This window comes from Sphingobacterium hotanense (genome assembly GCF_008274825.1).
Classification (GTDB): domain Bacteria; phylum Bacteroidota; class Bacteroidia; order Sphingobacteriales; family Sphingobacteriaceae; genus Sphingobacterium; species Sphingobacterium hotanense.
In genome coordinates this window covers 4,430,675-4,447,092 of sequence record NZ_CP030848.1, presented here as the reverse complement: position 1 = coordinate 4,447,092, position 16,418 = coordinate 4,430,675, and the positions used below count along the sequence as shown (strand labels likewise).

At 41.8% G+C, this 16,418-nt stretch carries 12 protein-coding genes and 1 tRNA gene; 6 read left to right on the top strand and 7 right to left on the bottom strand.

Annotated features, from left to right (window positions below; translation table 11 throughout):
• Positions 1 to 36: 36 nt before the first annotated feature.
• Genes DSM08_RS18760 through DSM08_RS18745 form a run of 4 tightly spaced genes read left to right on the top strand, consistent with a single transcriptional unit; the run spans position 37 to position 7,484 of the window.
• On the top strand, positions 37 to 3,675 hold the full coding sequence (locus DSM08_RS18760) for a SusC/RagA family TonB-linked outer membrane protein (protein WP_149527565.1): 3,639 nt from the start codon (positions 37 to 39) through the stop codon (positions 3,673 to 3,675).
• Between the two features lie 4 nt (positions 3,676 to 3,679).
• Entirely contained in the window at positions 3,680 to 5,128 is a 1,449-nt protein-coding gene (locus DSM08_RS18755) for a RagB/SusD family nutrient uptake outer membrane protein (protein WP_149527564.1), read from the top strand.
• The gene (locus tag DSM08_RS18750) at positions 5,118 to 6,335 is read left to right on the top strand and encodes a thioredoxin family protein (RefSeq protein WP_149527563.1); all 1,218 of its coding nucleotides are present in this window, start codon (positions 5,118 to 5,120) and stop codon (positions 6,333 to 6,335) included. The genes DSM08_RS18755 and DSM08_RS18750 overlap by 11 nt, the downstream gene beginning before the upstream one ends.
• 3 nt (positions 6,336 to 6,338) lie before the next feature.
• The gene (locus DSM08_RS18745) at positions 6,339 to 7,484 is read left to right on the top strand and encodes a TlpA disulfide reductase family protein (RefSeq protein WP_149527562.1); all 1,146 of its coding nucleotides are present in this window, start codon (positions 6,339 to 6,341) and stop codon (positions 7,482 to 7,484) included.
• A 39-nt stretch (positions 7,485 to 7,523) separates the two neighbouring features.
• Here DSM08_RS18745 and DSM08_RS18740 read toward each other — a convergent pair whose 3' ends face one another.
• The 6 genes from DSM08_RS18740 to DSM08_RS18715 form a co-directional block, all read right to left on the bottom strand.
• Entirely contained in the window at positions 7,524 to 9,221 is a 1,698-nt protein-coding gene (locus DSM08_RS18740) for a sodium:solute symporter (RefSeq protein ID WP_149527561.1), read from the bottom strand.
• Positions 9,222 to 9,326: 105 nt separating this feature from the next.
• Complete coding sequence (locus DSM08_RS18735; protein WP_149527560.1) at positions 9,327 to 9,524, bottom strand: hypothetical protein; 198 nt, start codon at positions 9,522 to 9,524, stop codon at positions 9,327 to 9,329.
• Positions 9,525 to 9,536: 12 nt separating this feature from the next.
• Complete coding sequence (locus DSM08_RS18730) at positions 9,537 to 11,972, bottom strand: PIG-L family deacetylase (RefSeq protein ID WP_149527559.1); 2,436 nt, start codon at positions 11,970 to 11,972, stop codon at positions 9,537 to 9,539.
• 294 nt (positions 11,973 to 12,266) lie between these two features.
• Complete coding sequence (locus DSM08_RS18725) at positions 12,267 to 12,524, bottom strand: DUF6952 family protein (RefSeq protein WP_149527558.1); 258 nt, start codon at positions 12,522 to 12,524, stop codon at positions 12,267 to 12,269.
• Positions 12,505 to 12,819, bottom strand: coding sequence for a thioredoxin family protein (locus tag DSM08_RS18720; protein ID WP_149527557.1), 315 nt, complete (start codon positions 12,817 to 12,819; stop codon positions 12,505 to 12,507). The genes DSM08_RS18725 and DSM08_RS18720 overlap by 20 nt, the downstream gene beginning before the upstream one ends.
• A gap of 66 nt (positions 12,820 to 12,885) precedes the next feature.
• A complete protein-coding gene (locus tag DSM08_RS18715) occupies positions 12,886 to 13,518 on the bottom strand; it encodes a peroxiredoxin (RefSeq protein WP_149527556.1) in 633 nt (210 codons plus the stop codon).
• Between the two features lie 275 nt (positions 13,519 to 13,793).
• Between DSM08_RS18715 and DSM08_RS18710 the strand changes: the two genes are divergently transcribed.
• A tRNA-Arg gene (locus DSM08_RS18710) sits at positions 13,794 to 13,865 on the top strand.
• 335 nt (positions 13,866 to 14,200) lie between these two features.
• On the top strand, positions 14,201 to 15,142 hold the full coding sequence (locus DSM08_RS18705; RefSeq protein ID WP_149527555.1) for a glycoside hydrolase family 43 protein: 942 nt from the start codon (positions 14,201 to 14,203) through the stop codon (positions 15,140 to 15,142).
• Here the strand turns inward: DSM08_RS18705 and DSM08_RS18700 are convergent, their stop codons facing one another.
• Positions 15,143 to 16,324 carry an MFS transporter gene (locus tag DSM08_RS18700; protein ID WP_149527554.1) on the bottom strand — a complete coding sequence of 394 codons (1,182 nt, stop codon included), beginning with the start codon at positions 16,322 to 16,324 and terminating at the stop codon, positions 15,143 to 15,145.
• Between the last annotated feature and the right edge of the window lie 94 nt (positions 16,325 to 16,418).

The window sequence follows — 16,418 nt, the reverse complement described above, 5'->3', positions numbered from 1 at the left end:
AATAAAATCGAGTAATAATTATTAAAACCTAATCAAATGTATGAAAATTATGAACAAGATAAGCTCCACTGGAGAGCATATTTTGTGCGGAAAAAGCGTGGATTAACCCATCGAGCTAAAGCTGACGAGGGACTATTGAGGAGATGCATTATGCGAATTTCAGCTACTTCTATTTTAATTACTTTATTGTTTTCACAGTTATGGGCGACTGGGGTAGCCCAAGTTGTGTCACTTAAGGGGAATAATGTGTCGATACGACAGGTGTTTAAAGATATTAATAGGCAAACAGGCTATCATTATCTATGGTCAGCTCAGGATGTTCAGCCGAATGCGCTGGTAAGCGTTAATATCGATCGGAAACCTTTAACGGAGGCTCTACCTAAGATTTTGAATAAGTTTAACCTTACTTACGAGATTCAAAAGAAAACCATCGTAATTAAGGAAAGACCCAATCCAATCAGCCCAAATGCTAACACAGCATTGAATAACACCAACAATTTATCCCTTCAAGATATTAGAGGGCGACTTGTTGATGTTAATGGTCAGCCTGTTTCTGGAGCTAGTATTCGTATAAAAGGAACTAACATTGGAACAATTACGGATGAGAACGGCTATTTTAAAATAAATCAACAAGCGATATCTGGGCAAGTGCTCGTTTGTTCTTGCGTAGGATATGAACCTATAGAAATCGCTGCTTCAACCGAGATCGGCACAATTGTCTTGCAACAAACGAACAATACAATTGAAGGAGTTGAACTTATTGTAAATACCGGTTATCAGAAAATCAGCAAAGAACGTGCTGCCGGTTCTTTCGCTCAGGTGAGTGCTCAGGATATGGAAGGACGCTTGCAAACGAACTTCATAGATAGAACGGAAGGGCTATTGCCGGGGATGAACTTAAATTTAAATCGTTCTTCATCGAATCCGCAGAACAACAGGAATACCATTGGAATTGAGGTTAGAGGTCGATCTACCCTAAATGCGCAAGCTGCTCCGCTCATTGTGGTGGATGGGATGCCATATGAGGGCGATCTGACTGCTATTAATCCCAACGATGTTGAAACCATGACAGTATTAAAGGATGCATCCGCAGCATCTATTTATGGTGTCAGATCTTCGAATGGCGTTATTGTTATTACAACAAAGATGGGGAAAGAAGGTCCTGCGCAAATCAATTATACTAATACACTTGCTTTTAGAGGCCTGCCAAGTAGAGCGTACTTAAATCAAATGAGTAGTGCTGAATTGGTCGATTTTCAGAAAGAAATGTTCAATTATCGCTCTGGAGACTACGCTTCGATCGACCCAAAAAGAGCGATGAACGATGTATATAGAACTCTTTATGAGTTTAAAGGCGGCAAGATTGATGCGGTTGAATTAGAGAGACAACTTGATGTTTTCAGAAATAGAAACCGTAACGATCAAATGGGTGAATTCCTGAATCAGGTTAAAGTTGACCAACAGCATAATCTTTCTTTGTCTGGCGGAACAGAGCGTTATAAATATTATTATTCAGTAAACTACAACAGACCGGGCGACTACAACAAAGGCAGACCTGTTGTTGAAAGTATTGGATTCAATATCCGTAATTCCGTTAAATTAACGGACTGGATGAATTTAAATCTTAACGTCCTTGGGAAAAATCAGAAACAAAAAGGCGGAATAGGCTTTAATTTTTACGACAATTATATGGGTGGAAAGGCCTCGTACTTTTTGTTGAGAAATGAGGATGGAACGCCAGCACAATGGTACAGCAGTAAATCGCAGTTTGAGATAGACAGATTGAATGGACTGGGATTAGAGGATGAAACCTACATACCAATCAACGAGGTCGACAAGACAAAAGTTGATTTTTATAATAAATACATCAACTTAAATTTTGGTGCTAATTTTAAGCTGATGCAAGGCTTAACGCTTGATTTATCTTATCAAACAGAGCGTACCGAAGGCTATAACGGAACAACTTATAGTAAGGATGCACAGAGCGTAGTAGCACAGATTAATGATGCTACACAAATAGATAAGGATGGTGTGATTAAACGTAATGTTCCGCAGGGCGGGCAATTTGCGGAGCGCAGAGATGATAACAACTCCTATACGTTAAGAGCGCAGCTTAACTTTGATCGTGTTCTTCAAAACAACGATGAAATTAGTTTCATTGCAGGTGCTGAAAGAAGACAGATAAATTCCAGATTCACCGATATCTACAAATATGGATACGACGAAAGCAGTTTGGTCTACAAGGGTATAAATGAGGAGCTGTTTGGGATTAACATCAGAAACACAGAAGCTATTTTTAATAGCTATACCTTATCGAAGAGAGAAAGAGGATTTACGGACGTGCTTGACAGGTTTGTTTCCTTTTATGCAAATGGTTCATATACCTATGGCCGTAAATTAACCTTGAGCGGTAGTATTCGAGTAGATCAGTCAAACCTTTTCGGAACAGATATAAAGAATCAATATAAGCCTTTATGGTCGCTGGGCGCCTTGTATAAGTTGCCGACCTTTGATCAAGAATGGTTGAATCGATTAGCGGTTCGCTTAACCTACGGTGTCAACGGGAATGTTCCGAAGGAAAATGGTCCATATTTGATATCGAGAGTAAGTTCAAACCTAAATTATTATACAGGAGAGCTACAGGCGAATATCACAACGCCTCCCAACCCATCTCTCCGGTGGGAGAGAACCGATGTATTAAACTTCGGGGTTGATTTTGCTGTTTTAGCGAATCGTATCAACGGTAGTATCGATATCTATAACAAGAAAACAGCAGATCTTCTTGGACCAACTGCCGTGGATCCAACACTAGGCTGGGATATTGTGAATTTGAACTATGGAAACATGAAGAATCGCGGTATCGAGCTTGGGCTTAATGGAAAAGCAATTGATAGAACGAATTTCAAATGGAACACCACGCTAAACTTCAGCTATAATAAAAACGAGATTACGCATTTATACGTTCAACAGAACACGCCTGTTTATTATTATAATGCTCCGCAAAACAGAGTTGGGAAGCCTGTAGGAAGTTTATATAGCATAGACTATGCTGGACTTGACGAAAAAGGGGAGCCTTTAGCGAGAAAAGCAGATGGAACTTTAGTAAAATCTACGCAGCAGTTGGAAGTAGCAGACCTGATTTATGAGGGCACGAGCGTACCTCCGTATAGTGTAGCATGGAGAAATGGATTTAGATATAAAAGTTTCGACCTGAACTTTATGTTCGTATTTAATGGCGGACATGTCATGAGAACAGTACATCCGGAAGCATTGAGCAAGTATGCTGAGCTCAACTACAACAGCAACTTCGATCGCCTTTGGTTAAACTACTGGAAAAAGCCAGGAGACGAGGCTAATCCCGATTTGGCACCGGCTTTTATTTCCGGAGCGTCGGGGAATGTGACAGATATCTATAATGCAGCGACAAAATTTGTTGAGCGCGCGGATTATATCAAATTGCGTGATATATCGCTCTCATATACACTTCCACAACAGATTCTTGGCAGAACGCCTATTCGTCATGTGCGTATTACCGGACAAATTTTGAACGCTTGGCGCTGGGCAGCCAATTCCCATAATCTAGATCCAGAAGTATGGAATGGCTATGGCCTAGCTCCCGCTAGAGGAGTTCTCGCACCGGTAACTTATAATTTTGGACTCTCAATTGGTATTTAAGACAATGAAAAAGATATTATTTATGGCCGGATTGGCCTCATTGATATTGCTAGGATGTGATTCTTTCCTCGACGTAAAGCCGAAGGGTTTCACTATCCCTGAATTATTAAACGATTATAAGCAGCTATTGAACGATCAGGGACTCATTCGTGCATCACCTGCTTACCCAGATTATCTTTCTGATAATGTGCAATCAGGCGATCCCACAGATGTTAATCGCTCCGCAAGCTTTGATAGCTATCCCACAGTAAAAAAACGACTGTATACTTTCGAACATGGTGCTATTTTCGAAGATGGGCAATACGACCCTTATTGGGAATCGGCGTATAGCCATATCTTCACTTACAATGTCGTTATCAACAATGTGCTTTCGGCAAAAGATGGAAAGGAAGAGGAAAAGAAACGTGTTTGGGCGGAAGCAAAAATAGGACGTGCATTCGAATATTTGACTTTGGTTAATATCTATGCAAAACACTATGATTCAAAGACTGCATCTAGTGATTTGGGTGTTCCTCTTGTGCTGTCGGAGGATATCAATAAGTCGTATGAACGAGTATCCGTGGCGCAGATTTATGAGCTGGTGGAAACAGATCTTCAAGAAGCTTTGCCGCATCTTGCGAGTAGTTCTGCTCATCGCTTCCAGCCATTAAAGACCGTAGGCTTTGCTTTCTTAAGCCGCATGAACCTTTATAAAGGGAATTATGGAGAGGCTCTTACAAATGCTAGGGAAGCTCTTAAACTGAATGAGTATTTAGAAGATTATAAACTATACACCACCAAGGACAAAACAACATGGGGGCGTGTCTGCTTGATCACAGACGAAGATGTGCCTTTCCCAGATGTTAGAGAAAGCAATGAAACGGTTTGGGGAAGATTAGGAACCAGCAGTTATGGGGCGCTGAATGCAGAGGTGTATGCTAGCGCAGATTTAAAGAATGTTTATTCTAAAAATCTTCCGAATGGTGCAAAAGACATGCGTTACGAACTATTCTTCTGTCAAGACAGTGCTTCTTTTGGAGCGAATGTTACCAGGTTTCCCGGAAGAACATTATGGGCTCCATATGTGGAAATGAACACCGGTTTCAGCACGCCTGAACTTTATTTGACGATTGCAGAATGCGAAGCTCGTGTTGGATCTACTGCTCAAGCATTAAGCTGGATCAACAAACTTAGAGACATGCGTATCAAAAATAATAGTCCTATTGCTAATCTTTCCAAAGATGAAACATTGAAGTTAGTACTTGATGAGCGTCGTAGAGAAATGCCTTATACGGCGAGCACGAGACTTATTGATCTGAAGCGACTGGCGACATCTGGAGATTTAAACAAAAACATTATTCATGTTTTAAGCGGCAAAGAAATGTCTATGCCCTCTAATGATCCGAGAATGATCCTTCCGGTTGCACCTAAAGCATTATCCTTAAATCCTAATATGCCACAATATGAACGTTAATAAGAGTTTAGTACAGATAACAGTGACGTTGGTTTTGATCTTATTTCATATCAACGCTAATGCCCAATCCTCGATACAGTTTCAAAAGCTATCTTTAGCCGAAGCTAAAGCGAAGGCAAAAAAGGAGAACAAATTAATCTTTTTGGATGGATACACGTCATGGTGTGCACCATGCAAATGGATGGAGGGAAATGTATTCAACCAAGCTGCGATAGCAGATTATTATAATACGAACTTCATCAACACTAAATTCGATTGTGAAGTTGGAGAAGGGATAGAAATAGCAAAAAAATATAATATCCGCAGCTTCCCAACGTATCTGTTTCTGGATTCGGAGGGCGTACTAGTTTATCGTACGCAGTCGAGAATGGAAATGGATGAATTCCTAAAAGAAGGACAACAAGCCAATAACAAGGATTTTCACATTCCGACATTGCAGGCTCGCTACGCTGCGGGAGAGCGTGATCCGGCCTTCTTATTACGACATATTGAGGTCATGAAAAATGTAGATCCGAAAGAGTCACAATCAGCGAGAGCAGCTGTGGATGAGCTCGCAAAGAACGAGGATTTCATGAAATCAGAGATTGGATGGAAGGCAATCATGCAGCTGGGACAGACAGGCACAGACCCTTATGGAAGTTACTTTCTAAAGAATAAAGCATACTTCAAGGAACATGTTCCTGCAGCAGAATTCTTAGCAAAAGAACAACAACTACTGCGTTTCGCGATGTATGGTTACATCCGCGATAAGAATAAAGAGGAGTTCCAAAAAGGACTACAGTATTTTACTTCTAACCCTGATCAAGAAGCACAGATTGAAGGAGCCATGTATGAAGTTGAATGGGTGGCTAGCCATGGGACTGACGATGATTTCATTCAACTTACCGACAAATTGAGAAAGGGACTTCTAAAGGATCAAGCTGAGCGATTGAGCTTTATTGCACGCAGAAATTCTGGAAAATACGCGACAGGCAGCACACCTACCGGTGCGAGAGTTTTGCAATGTTACGTACTTGCTAAGCAAGCTGTGGAGCTTGAGGAAGATTCTTATTCCAATCAAGGGACACTTGCTGAAATTTGCATTCTATTGAATAAAAAGCAAGAAGCGATTAAAGCGGCAGAGGCTGCAAGAGCACTAGCGGAGTTTGAAACATCGAAGATTATTAAGATCGCAGATAAGTTGGTCGAACGCGCAAAATCCATTTAAAACATGAATTCGGTTAAAATATCTATAATAGCGCTATTGGGTCTAATGGCTTCTCATGGCGCACAGGCACAAAATAATACCTTCCAACTAAAGTTTGAAAAGGAGAAATCGGCGCCGAATGAAAAAGTGTTTGTTCGCTATCTCGTGGAGAATGAATTGCATCTGGATTCTGTCATCCTCGATCAATCAAAGGAATACAAGGGCGAGGTAAAGGGGCCGACTATAGTCACTCTTTATTATTCGCCCCAGGGAACTCCGTTCTTTGGTCAGCGAGGATTGAGAATATGGGATAAGGTGAATCTGTATGTCGATCAAGGCTTATCGACTGTTTCATTTAGCGACAAAATTGCTGATGCGAAGATTATAGGCTCTGCCGTCCAACGTGAATATGCTGACTATGCAGACTACATGAAGGCATTCGAGCTTAAAGCGGAGGAAATCCAAACAGAGCGCTCGAAACTCTATCAGAGTAAATCGCCTGATAAACAGCAGCTAGCGGCTATAAATGCTAGGATGGACAGTTTGGAAAAAGAAGCAAACAAGGCAAAGGAAAGCTACATCGCTGCAAATAAGGCTTCTTACTTTAGCTTATTGGCACTCAAAGATATCGCAGGTTATAGCATTGACGTAGAAAAAGTGGAGCCGCTTTACGCTCTACTCGATAGTAAACTAAAGTTGAAGGAAGACGGACAACAGCTAGGGAAAGCGATTGAAACGGCAAAGAAGCTGGCCATTGGACAGCTTGCTCCAGACTTTACCCAACCAGATCTTAGCGGAAAAGAGGTAAAATTGTCGGATTTCAAAGGCAAGTATGTGTTGCTTGATTTTTGGGCTTCTTGGTGTGCTCCTTGTCGTGCAGACAATCCTAATCTAGTTAAAGCCTATACGGCTTTCAAGGACAGGAACTTCACCATCCTAGGTTTATCACTCGACAAGCCGGGGAAAAGGGATGTTTGGCTAGGGGCAATTGAAAAAGATGGATTGCCGTGGCACCATATAAGTGATCTCACAGGATGGAAGAATGAAGTTGCGGCTCTGTATGGTATACAGGCAATTCCGCAAAACTTTCTAATCGGACCCGACGGGAAGATTATTGCAAAAAACCTGCATGGAAATGAATTAATAGAGAAACTTGATAAACTATTATAGTTGTTGATTGAGGTCGCTGAAAAGCGGCCTCATCTTTTCTTAAGCCAGTTCCTTTTTCTTTCCTATCAATTCCTGAAGAACAAAGCCTAATACAATCACAAAGACGCATCCAATCAAGTTAAGCCATAGGAAGGCAACAACATCCAATCTCCAGATACCAACGACGATAATCTCCGAAAGAATAGCTGCCAGAAACACTGCTTTTCCGCCGATTCTTTTGATATAGAAAGCCACCAAGAAAATACCGAGGATAGTTCCATAGAATAGGGAGCCGAGGATATTCACTGCTTCCAGAAGATTGCCAAGCTTACTCGAATAGAGGGCGATAGCAATCGTAAAAACACCCCAGAAGGCGGTCGCAATTCGAGAAGCATTCAGATAATGTTTTTCATTGGCATCTTTCTTCACAAAGCGCTTATAAATATCGATGACAGAGGTAGAGGAGAGGGAGTTGATTGCACTAGCCGTAGCACCCATGGATGCCAGGAAGATGATCGCAATCAATAAGCCAATCAAGCCCTTTGGAAACACATCCGTAACGAACTTTAAGAAGATATAGTTATTATCATTGGTGTCAGCAGCGCTATCATTTTTCTTCATCAGGTCCACCAAATCTGCGCGGAGTTCCTTTTCTTGATCATTATAGGCGGCAAGCCGATCACGGATGCCATCGATTTTCGAATCTTCTTTATTTGCGAGTGCATCTGTGAGTTCATTAACGACTAGGGTTTTCTCTGAGCTTATCTTTTCATGCGTTTGCATGATCTGTTGATAATCGGCTTTGTAGGCACTTTGCTCCAGTTTTATGGTTTCCTGCTCATTAAAGAATAGAGGCGGTGTGTGATACTGATAGTATGCAAAGACCAGTATACCTATCAACAGGATACAAAATTGCATAGGCACCTTTAAAAGGCCATTCATAAGCAAGCCTAGTCGGCTCTCTTTAACCGATGAACCTGTAAGATATCGGCCAACCTGACTTTGATCCGTTCCGAAATAAGAGAGCTGAAGAAAGAAGCCGCCGATAAGACCTGTCCAGACGGTGTACTGATTATCTAAATCGAGGGTAAAGTCTATCGCGTTGGTTTTTCCCGATTTCCCTGCGATATGGAGAGCCTCCGTAAAACCTATATGTTCTGGGAGGAGTTGCACCACCAATACGCCTGCTAAAAGCAATCCGCCGAAAATGATGGACATCTGCAGCAATTGCGTATAAGAAACAGCTTTCGTTCCGCCGTAAACTGTATAGATCAACAGGAGGGCCCCGATTGACAAGGTTGTCACGGTCAAATCGATGTTCAGTATGGTGGATAGGATAATGGCAGGGGCGAAGATGGTAATTCCGGTCGATATACCTCTTTGTATCAAAAAGAGGATAGCCGTTAACACCCTAGTTTTGACGTCGAACCGCTTCTCGAGAAATTCATAGGCGGTATAGACCTTAAGCTTATGGAAGATGGGGACAAAAGTGACACAGAGTACAATCATCGCCAAAGGAAGTCCGAAATAGAATTGGACGAAACTCATTCCGGAAGAGTAAGCTAATCCTGGGGCAGAAAGAAAGGTGATTGCGCTGGCTTGGGTCGCCATGACCGAGAGTCCTACGGTGTACCAGGGTAAAGAGCGGTCACCAAGGATGTAGCCGTCAATGTTTTTGACGTTCTTGCTTTTATAGAGTCCATAAAGCACTATAGAAAGCAAGGTGAGGATGAGTACTATCCAGTCGATACTACTCATCCAAAGTATCTAGTGAAAAAATACATGAGGACTATACATACGAAAAGCCAGAGTACAATTATCCAATAGAATTGTCTCCAATTTCGTACGAAAGGAGGAAGTCCCTTATCTGTCATGCTTTTTGAACGGTAATAAAACCGAAATAAAGAAAATTGCGAAGATTAAGCCAGCGACTGTACCGGTAATTACGCCTAAAAAAGTACCTGTTGCAACCCAAGCAGTTAAAGCAGCTAATACAACACCAACCAATAAAATAATTCCTTTTACGTTGATTCCGTTAGAGTTTTCGATTTGATTTTCCATTATATGTTATTATTATTTTTCTTCGTTAGCTAGCAAATTTACAAATAATCTATAAGCTCCGGGCACACCCGCCGGTAATTGTCGGAAAAACGCCAAAGAAGTATAGACAAATTTGCCTTTTCCATATTTTGTGACCAATAAAGAACCTTTATGTTGCTTTTCATTCTGATCGGCGAAGGATAATGGTGTGCGATATTGTTTATCAATGTTCTCTGCAAAATATAATCCACGCTCTTGTACCCAGCCGTCGAAGTCCTTTTGTGTTATCTTATTCGGAAAGTTGAGCACAGGATCCTTCGGCTCAACAAATGTTACCTTCGCATCTTCCTCCGTTACACGCGCTCTACTAATGTTAAACGGATAGGGTCCGAACTGATCGATGCCAGTCCGTGAGTTGACATTATACTGCACGATCGCTGTACCGCCTTGCTCCACATAGCTCATCAGCTCCGGAAACCAGCGCGCTATCGATCGACTTACATTATAAGCTCTAACCCCTAACACAACGGCATCATATGCCCGCAGATTCGAGGCACTAATTTGTGATTCCGACAATTGATCGACCTCTATCCCGATATTCGACAGGGAACTTGGAATAAGGTCACCCGCTCCTGCAATATAGGCGACGCGCTTAATTGGATTATTCAATTCTAAAGCCTTTACCTGCAATTGTACAGGCGGGAACCAAGTAATCGGGGGCACATGCGGGTATAGAAGACGTTTATAGCCATAGAGCGGCATGCCGTTCGCAAGAAGGTCAATGCTAGACGAAGCACTGTTCTTCGGATTACTTATCTCCACCGTCTTTATAATCTCTTGATTCGGCTCGAATGTGATCGCATAACTACTCGGACTCATCTCGCGCCCATCTGACTGCTTGAAAGTAAGGTCAATTTGTTGCTTTTTTGTCGAGTTGTTTTTTAGAGTGATGATCAAAACCTTCTTTTCACCTTGTTGGAGCAAGATATTGGGATGGTTGATGGAAGCTGTAATAACCGGGCTAATGCTTAGCGGTTCATAAACCTCGCCCTCGACAGGATCAACATATTTGTATTTAATCTGTCTTTCCACAGGAAATGTAAAACCGTTTATATCCAGGGTGAAAGTAGAACTCGGCAAGTTGCTATTCTCAGGATTGCCATAATCTTTGGTATCTACGGCAAACTTCCCAAGACTATGCGGTTTTTCCAACCAATAAGGCTGTGTCCATGATGAGAAGTTTTTGCTATCCTCAAATTTCTTTACTTCATTCCATGGAAGTTCTTGATCGATCGATTTGCCATTAATAGATTTCACCCGCACTTTGATTCCTGGATTGCGAAGGATAAGCTCGTTGGAAACCGGGATCTCTTCATTGACCACATAGTTGAATTTACTGGCAGTAGCTTCAATCCATAAACCTGAGCAAGCAATAATCAACTCTTCAACATCTTGTAGCTTTTGCGTTTTGTAAACAGAAGGCTTAAGCTTTGAAATAGAATTATGCAGGTTGATCAGTTTATCAATGGACGCCTCAGGGGCTTCTGCTTGAAAGGTGTTTTGAATATCGTTGATAGTCTGTTCGATGGCTGAAGTAGGCTCACCAAGGCGCTTCCAAGTGGCATCAATGCCGTCGAATAGACTCTCTTTAGCCTCTTCGCCAGCAACAGCCTCAAAGTACTCAATAGACTTGCCACGACCAGCAGCAGAACCAAATCCCTGACTCTTATGCTGTGAGCGACTCAAGGCGGCTATTTCTCCGTAAGAGTAACCCAATAAGGGATTATAAGCGCCAATATCGACTTTTAGCTGATCTTCGCGTGTATTATTCATTCCACCAAAATTGGCAGTATTCCATAGCAAACGTTTCGCCTTCCATGGTTTTAGGTCTTTTAACTGTTCTGGAAATCTCTTCGGATCTGCGGCAGCTTCGAATGCTTCCTTGGCGAGGATAGCAGACGCTTGATGATGACCATGTCCGCCACGAGCGTCAGGAGGGAAGCGATTGATGATGACATCAGGTTGTAGCTTACGGATTAGATAAACAGCCTCACGTAGTGTTTCTTCTTTCTGCCAAAACGAGAAAGTCTCTTCATGTGTTTTCGAGAAACCAAAATCGTAAGCGGAACTGAAGTATTGTTCTCCTTTATCGATCGCACGAGCTGCTAATAGCTCCTGGGTCCTGATTAAACCCAATTCAATGCCCTGTTCTGTACCTAATAAGTTCTGTCCGCCATCTCCTCGTGTTAAAGATAAATATGCCGTTCTGTAGTTCTTTTCATTGGCTAACCAGGCTATCAATCGCGTATTTTCGTCGTCCGGATGTGCAGCAAAGTACAACACTGTACCCAAGGTAGAAAGTTTATCTATTTTAGACTTGATCAGCGAGGATGAGTAGCTTTGCTGACTGTAGGATATTGTGATTGAACATAGGTATAGAATGACTAGGAATAGGGTTCTTTGCATCATATCTTAAAAATAAAGAAGTTTCAGTACAAAATAAAAGGAATCAAAAATAATTTGATTCCTTTTACCAACAATTAAAAATCTTTGACTTCAAACCCTGATTATAAACCTATCGGTTCGATTTGGCAGGATAAATTTGCTTCGGGTCTAACCTTTAACGATTATAAAAGTACTATAAAATAGATGTAATCGGGCAGACCCCTTTAAAAAAACTTTTCCACAAAAACCAAGTTATACACAAGGTTTCTGTGGAAAAGAATAATAAATATAATAGTGCAGGCGTTACGCCTACGGAGTTTATTTGTCGATAGACCCTAATACACGCTTCATGAAGCTATTCAAGGCCTCTTTTTGTGGCATTCCCTCTTGTACCAACTTGTTAACTTCAACCGCACCGTACATATTGGAAATCAATTCGCCGATAACATCAAGTTCTTCATCCTTTAAGGAAGGAACTTCTGTTAGTGCTTCCAAGGTCTCAATGGTTTCTAAGACGAAGTCCACATCGTTCTCGGCAATAAATTCTGTAAGGTGTTTAATTACTGGTAACTTCATTTAATAAATCTGTTAATCCTTCGATTTTATTTGTTTGTACTTGGTTCACCAATTTGCCGTTTTTGAAAGCAGCGAAAGTAGGTAGGTTATTGACGTTAGCAAGCTTTCTTGACTCTGGGAATTTCTCCGCATCGGCAATGATGAAAGTAACTTGCTCATTCTCACCAGATAGTTTTTTAAACTTAGGCTTCATGATACGGCAGTTTCCGCACCATGAGGCTGCATATTGAACCATCACCGTTTCATTGCTGTCGATGATAGCTTGTAAATTATCTTCTGTTAATTCTTGTAACATTTTGCTTCTATTTAAGTTTGGAAAACAAAAGAGGAGACTGAACGCCTCCTCTTGAATAAGCGTTTATTAGTTATTTGATAAGTAAGACGCTACTCCGTCGCGTGTTGCGCTCATAGCCTCTTTACCTTCTTCCCAGTTTGCTGGACAAACCTCACCGTGTTTTTGTACGTGAGTGTAAGCATCGATCAAACGGATATATTCTTTAACGTTACGACCTAATGGCATATCGTTTACTGATTCGTGGAATACTTTACCAGTCTCGTCGATTAAGTAAGTCGCGCGGTATGATACTGCAGAACCTTCTACTAATGTACCGTACTCTGGGTGCTCAACTTCTTTCATCTCTAAAATACCTAACACGCTTGATAAGTTGCGGTTAGTGTCAGCGATCAATGGATATTCAACTCCTTCGATACCACCGTTATCTTTTGCAGTGTTTAACCAAGCAAAGTGAACCTCAGCAGAGTCACATGAAGCGCCTACTAAAATGGTATTTCTTTTTGCGAATTCTGCAGCTTGCTCTTGGAAAGCGTGTAACTCCGTAGGACACACGAATGTAAAGTCTTTTGGATACCAGAATAACAAAACTTTCTTGTTCTCTTTCTGTGCTTTTTCAAATAAGTTTAAAGTGAAGTTGTCACCTAAATAATCAATCGCATCAACTGTAATGTTCGGGAAATTTTTACCTGTAAAACTCATAATATTATTCTTTTCTTTTGTGCTACAAAGGTACACAATTTTAAGCCTTCTTTTTATTGATATTTTTTATCTACTATTGGTTTTGTCTATATGGAGCAAGGGTCATTTATAAGCGTGATTTATATCATCAAATGAGACTTGTTGGTAATCAGAGCGCAAGATTTGTCACTCCTAAAAACGCTGTATTTTTAAAAAATTGCCAGTGGATGCGCTAGGGTATAGACTTTGAAAATTATTGTTTGCACAAGTTCTATAAAATAGTAGTTTTGTTTCTCGGCCCCGTAGTTCAACGGATAGAATAGATGTTTCCTAAACATTTGATAGCAGTTCGATTCTGCTCGGGGCTACTTAAGGAGACGCCACATCCAGGTTGTCTCCATTTTTTTATACTATTAAAACTCTGTGAACCCCGCTGTTATAATCGGGTTATTATAGTTGGATATATACGCGTCAGTTCTCTAATGTATTGTGTCGTGTTAGCTGAAAAACCGAATTCGTAATCTTGTTATGGCCTTTTCTCCAGCGTTCCATTTCTCATTCGGTTGTTTTATTTCCCGCTAGAAATTAAAAGACGTCTTTAAATCTTGTAATGAAGGGGGTATACAGTAGAAAATGTCGGTTGTAAGGTGAAACAAGCAAGCTTTTCGATATATTTGTTTATCAACCTTTAAAACCGCCCAACATGAAACTTAAATTCCTTTGCATAGCCTGCTTGGCTCTGTTTGCTGCAAACGTGAAATCGCAAACCCAGGATTCGGCCTTTGTCTTTTCTTATTTTAAAGGAAATGGTGAAGACGGTCTGCACCTAGCTTATAGCGAGGACGGCTTGGAATGGACGGCGCTTAAAAATGACCAGTCCTTTCTAGCTCCACAATTAAGCCCCGATAAGTTGATGCGCGACCCTTGTATTATTCGCGGCGGCGACGGAAAGTTCCACATGGTATGGACAGTGAGCTGGACGCAAAAAGGGATAGGCTATGCCCATTCGGATGATTTGATACATTGGTCTGAGCAGACTTATATACCGGTTATGGAGCATGAGGAACAGGCTCGCAACACCTGGGCACCTGAGATAACCTACGATCCGCAAAACAACCTGTACTTGATCTATTGGGCGACCACAATTGCCGGAGCCTTTCCGGAAACACAGATCAATGCCGATAACGGCTATAACCACCGAATGTATTATACCACGACCTCGAACTTCAAAACCTTTACAGAGACACATCTGCTTTACGATCCGGGATTCAATTCCATTGACGCAACAATTCTTCCCTATAAAGACAAATGGATGATGGTATTGAAGGATGAAACTCGAGAGCCCGCGGAAAAGAATCTGAAACTGGCTTTTGCAGACGAGCTCGAGGGACCTTATGGCGAAGCAAGCAAGCCTATTACTGGCGATTATTGGGCCGAAGGCCCAACAGTATCGTTTGAGAATGGCGTTTGGTCGATTTACTTTGACAAATATGTAGACAAAAAGTTCGGGATGATACAGTCTACGGATTTAAAGAACTGGAAGGATGTTTCCGATAAACTAAGCATGCCGAAGGGTATTCGGCATGGCACAGTGTTAAAAATATCGAAAAAGGAACTAGCCAAATTAAAGGCTGTAAAACCCTGATTATTGGTTTTTGAAGATTTTCAGCCGGCTGCACATGATGAACATCAAAAGGCCGAAGATCGAAAACAACGCAAATGAATAGCGTAGGCTGAACAGCTCGGCAATATAACCGATCAAAGGCGGCCCCATTAGGAAGCCCAGGAACGAAATACTGGAAACCATCGCTAAAGCTACGCCGGCAGGGATGCTCTTATGTTTGCCGGCAACAGAATACACGGTAGGAACATTACAGGCAACGCCTAATCCGACCAGCATAAACGCTAACGTACCGACCCATAGATTCGGAAATATCACGGAGGCTAACATCCCCACGAACATCAGGATGCCCGATACCTGTAAGGTACGCTGTCTGCCGAATCGTCCTACCACAAAGTCGCCGATAAAGCGGCCCGTAGCCATCATGATCATAAAGGAAGCATAACCCAGAATAACCAATTCCTCCGGTGCCTTCACCACATCATGGAAATAAACACCACTCCAGTCGAACATGGCGCCCTCGGTAGCCATAGAAAGAAAGGCGATAATCCCCAATTGTATAATGACTGCGTCGGGTTTGTATTTTGTCTTCCGCTCGCCTGTTTCTGTTTTATTTTGCTCCGCCAGCAAGTATGGACGGTTCCACAAGATATTGACAATTAATAGCGCCACGATGATCAGGAAGTGGGTCAGCGTATTAAAACCGATATTCGTCATCAGCAGCCCGATCAAGGCGCCCGTAAATCCTGCCAAGCTCCAGGCCCCATGGAAAGAGGACATAATCGACTTGCCGTACATATCTTCCGCCAATACGCCCTGCGTATTCACCGAGATATTACATACGTTGCCCGCTACCCCATACAAGAAAAGGGATGCCCCCAAATACCAGGCATTCGGCGATAAGGCAATAGGAATCAGAATCAAGGCATAAATAATTGCAACGAAAGGAAGCACCAATTTACTTCCAAAGCGATTGACCATCGCCGCCGAGAGGGGCATGGTGATCAGCTGCCCAATAGGCAACATCAAAAGGATGGTTCCCAGCTGTGCTTCCGAAAGTCCCAGCGCTGTTTTGATCGTCGGAATACGGCTTGCCCAAGACGCAAATCCCAACCCCTGACCAAAATAAAATAAAGCAACAGCAAGACGGATTCTACTTTTTTCAGAAGTGGTTATCAGTTGACTGCTAGGTGATAAGCTTGTCATTTGTATTAAAATTTCGACAAAGGTAGAATAAAAATCATTAGCAATTCCCTGCTTAGTGTAAAAAAGACACCTGGGGCAGATTTTAGATATGAGA

What these genes read in the sequence shown, in the direction of transcription:
- DSM08_RS18760 (WP_149527565.1), top strand. Translation starts at nt 37, where the DNA reads ATGTATGAAAATTATGAACAAGATAAGCTCCACTGGAGAGCATATTTT.
- DSM08_RS18755 (WP_149527564.1), top strand. Translation starts at nt 3,680, where the DNA reads ATGAAAAAGATATTATTTATGGCCGGATTGGCCTCATTGATATTGCTA.
- DSM08_RS18750 (WP_149527563.1), top strand. Translation starts at nt 5,118, where the DNA reads ATGAACGTTAATAAGAGTTTAGTACAGATAACAGTGACGTTGGTTTTG.
- DSM08_RS18745 (WP_149527562.1), top strand. Translation starts at nt 6,339, where the DNA reads ATGAATTCGGTTAAAATATCTATAATAGCGCTATTGGGTCTAATGGCT.
- DSM08_RS18740 (WP_149527561.1), bottom strand. Translation starts at nt 9,221, where the DNA reads ATGAGTAGTATCGACTGGATAGTACTCATCCTCACCTTGCTTTCTATA.
- DSM08_RS18735 (WP_149527560.1), bottom strand. Translation starts at nt 9,524, where the DNA reads ATGGAAAATCAAATCGAAAACTCTAACGGAATCAACGTAAAAGGAATT.
- DSM08_RS18730 (WP_149527559.1), bottom strand. Translation starts at nt 11,972, where the DNA reads ATGATGCAAAGAACCCTATTCCTAGTCATTCTATACCTATGTTCAATC.
- DSM08_RS18725 (WP_149527558.1), bottom strand. Translation starts at nt 12,524, where the DNA reads ATGAAGTTACCAGTAATTAAACACCTTACAGAATTTATTGCCGAGAAC.
- DSM08_RS18720 (WP_149527557.1), bottom strand. Translation starts at nt 12,819, where the DNA reads ATGTTACAAGAATTAACAGAAGATAATTTACAAGCTATCATCGACAGC.
- DSM08_RS18715 (WP_149527556.1), bottom strand. Translation starts at nt 13,518, where the DNA reads ATGAGTTTTACAGGTAAAAATTTCCCGAACATTACAGTTGATGCGATT.
- DSM08_RS18705 (WP_149527555.1), top strand. Translation starts at nt 14,201, where the DNA reads ATGAAACTTAAATTCCTTTGCATAGCCTGCTTGGCTCTGTTTGCTGCA.
- DSM08_RS18700 (WP_149527554.1), bottom strand. Translation starts at nt 16,324, where the DNA reads ATGACAAGCTTATCACCTAGCAGTCAACTGATAACCACTTCTGAAAAA.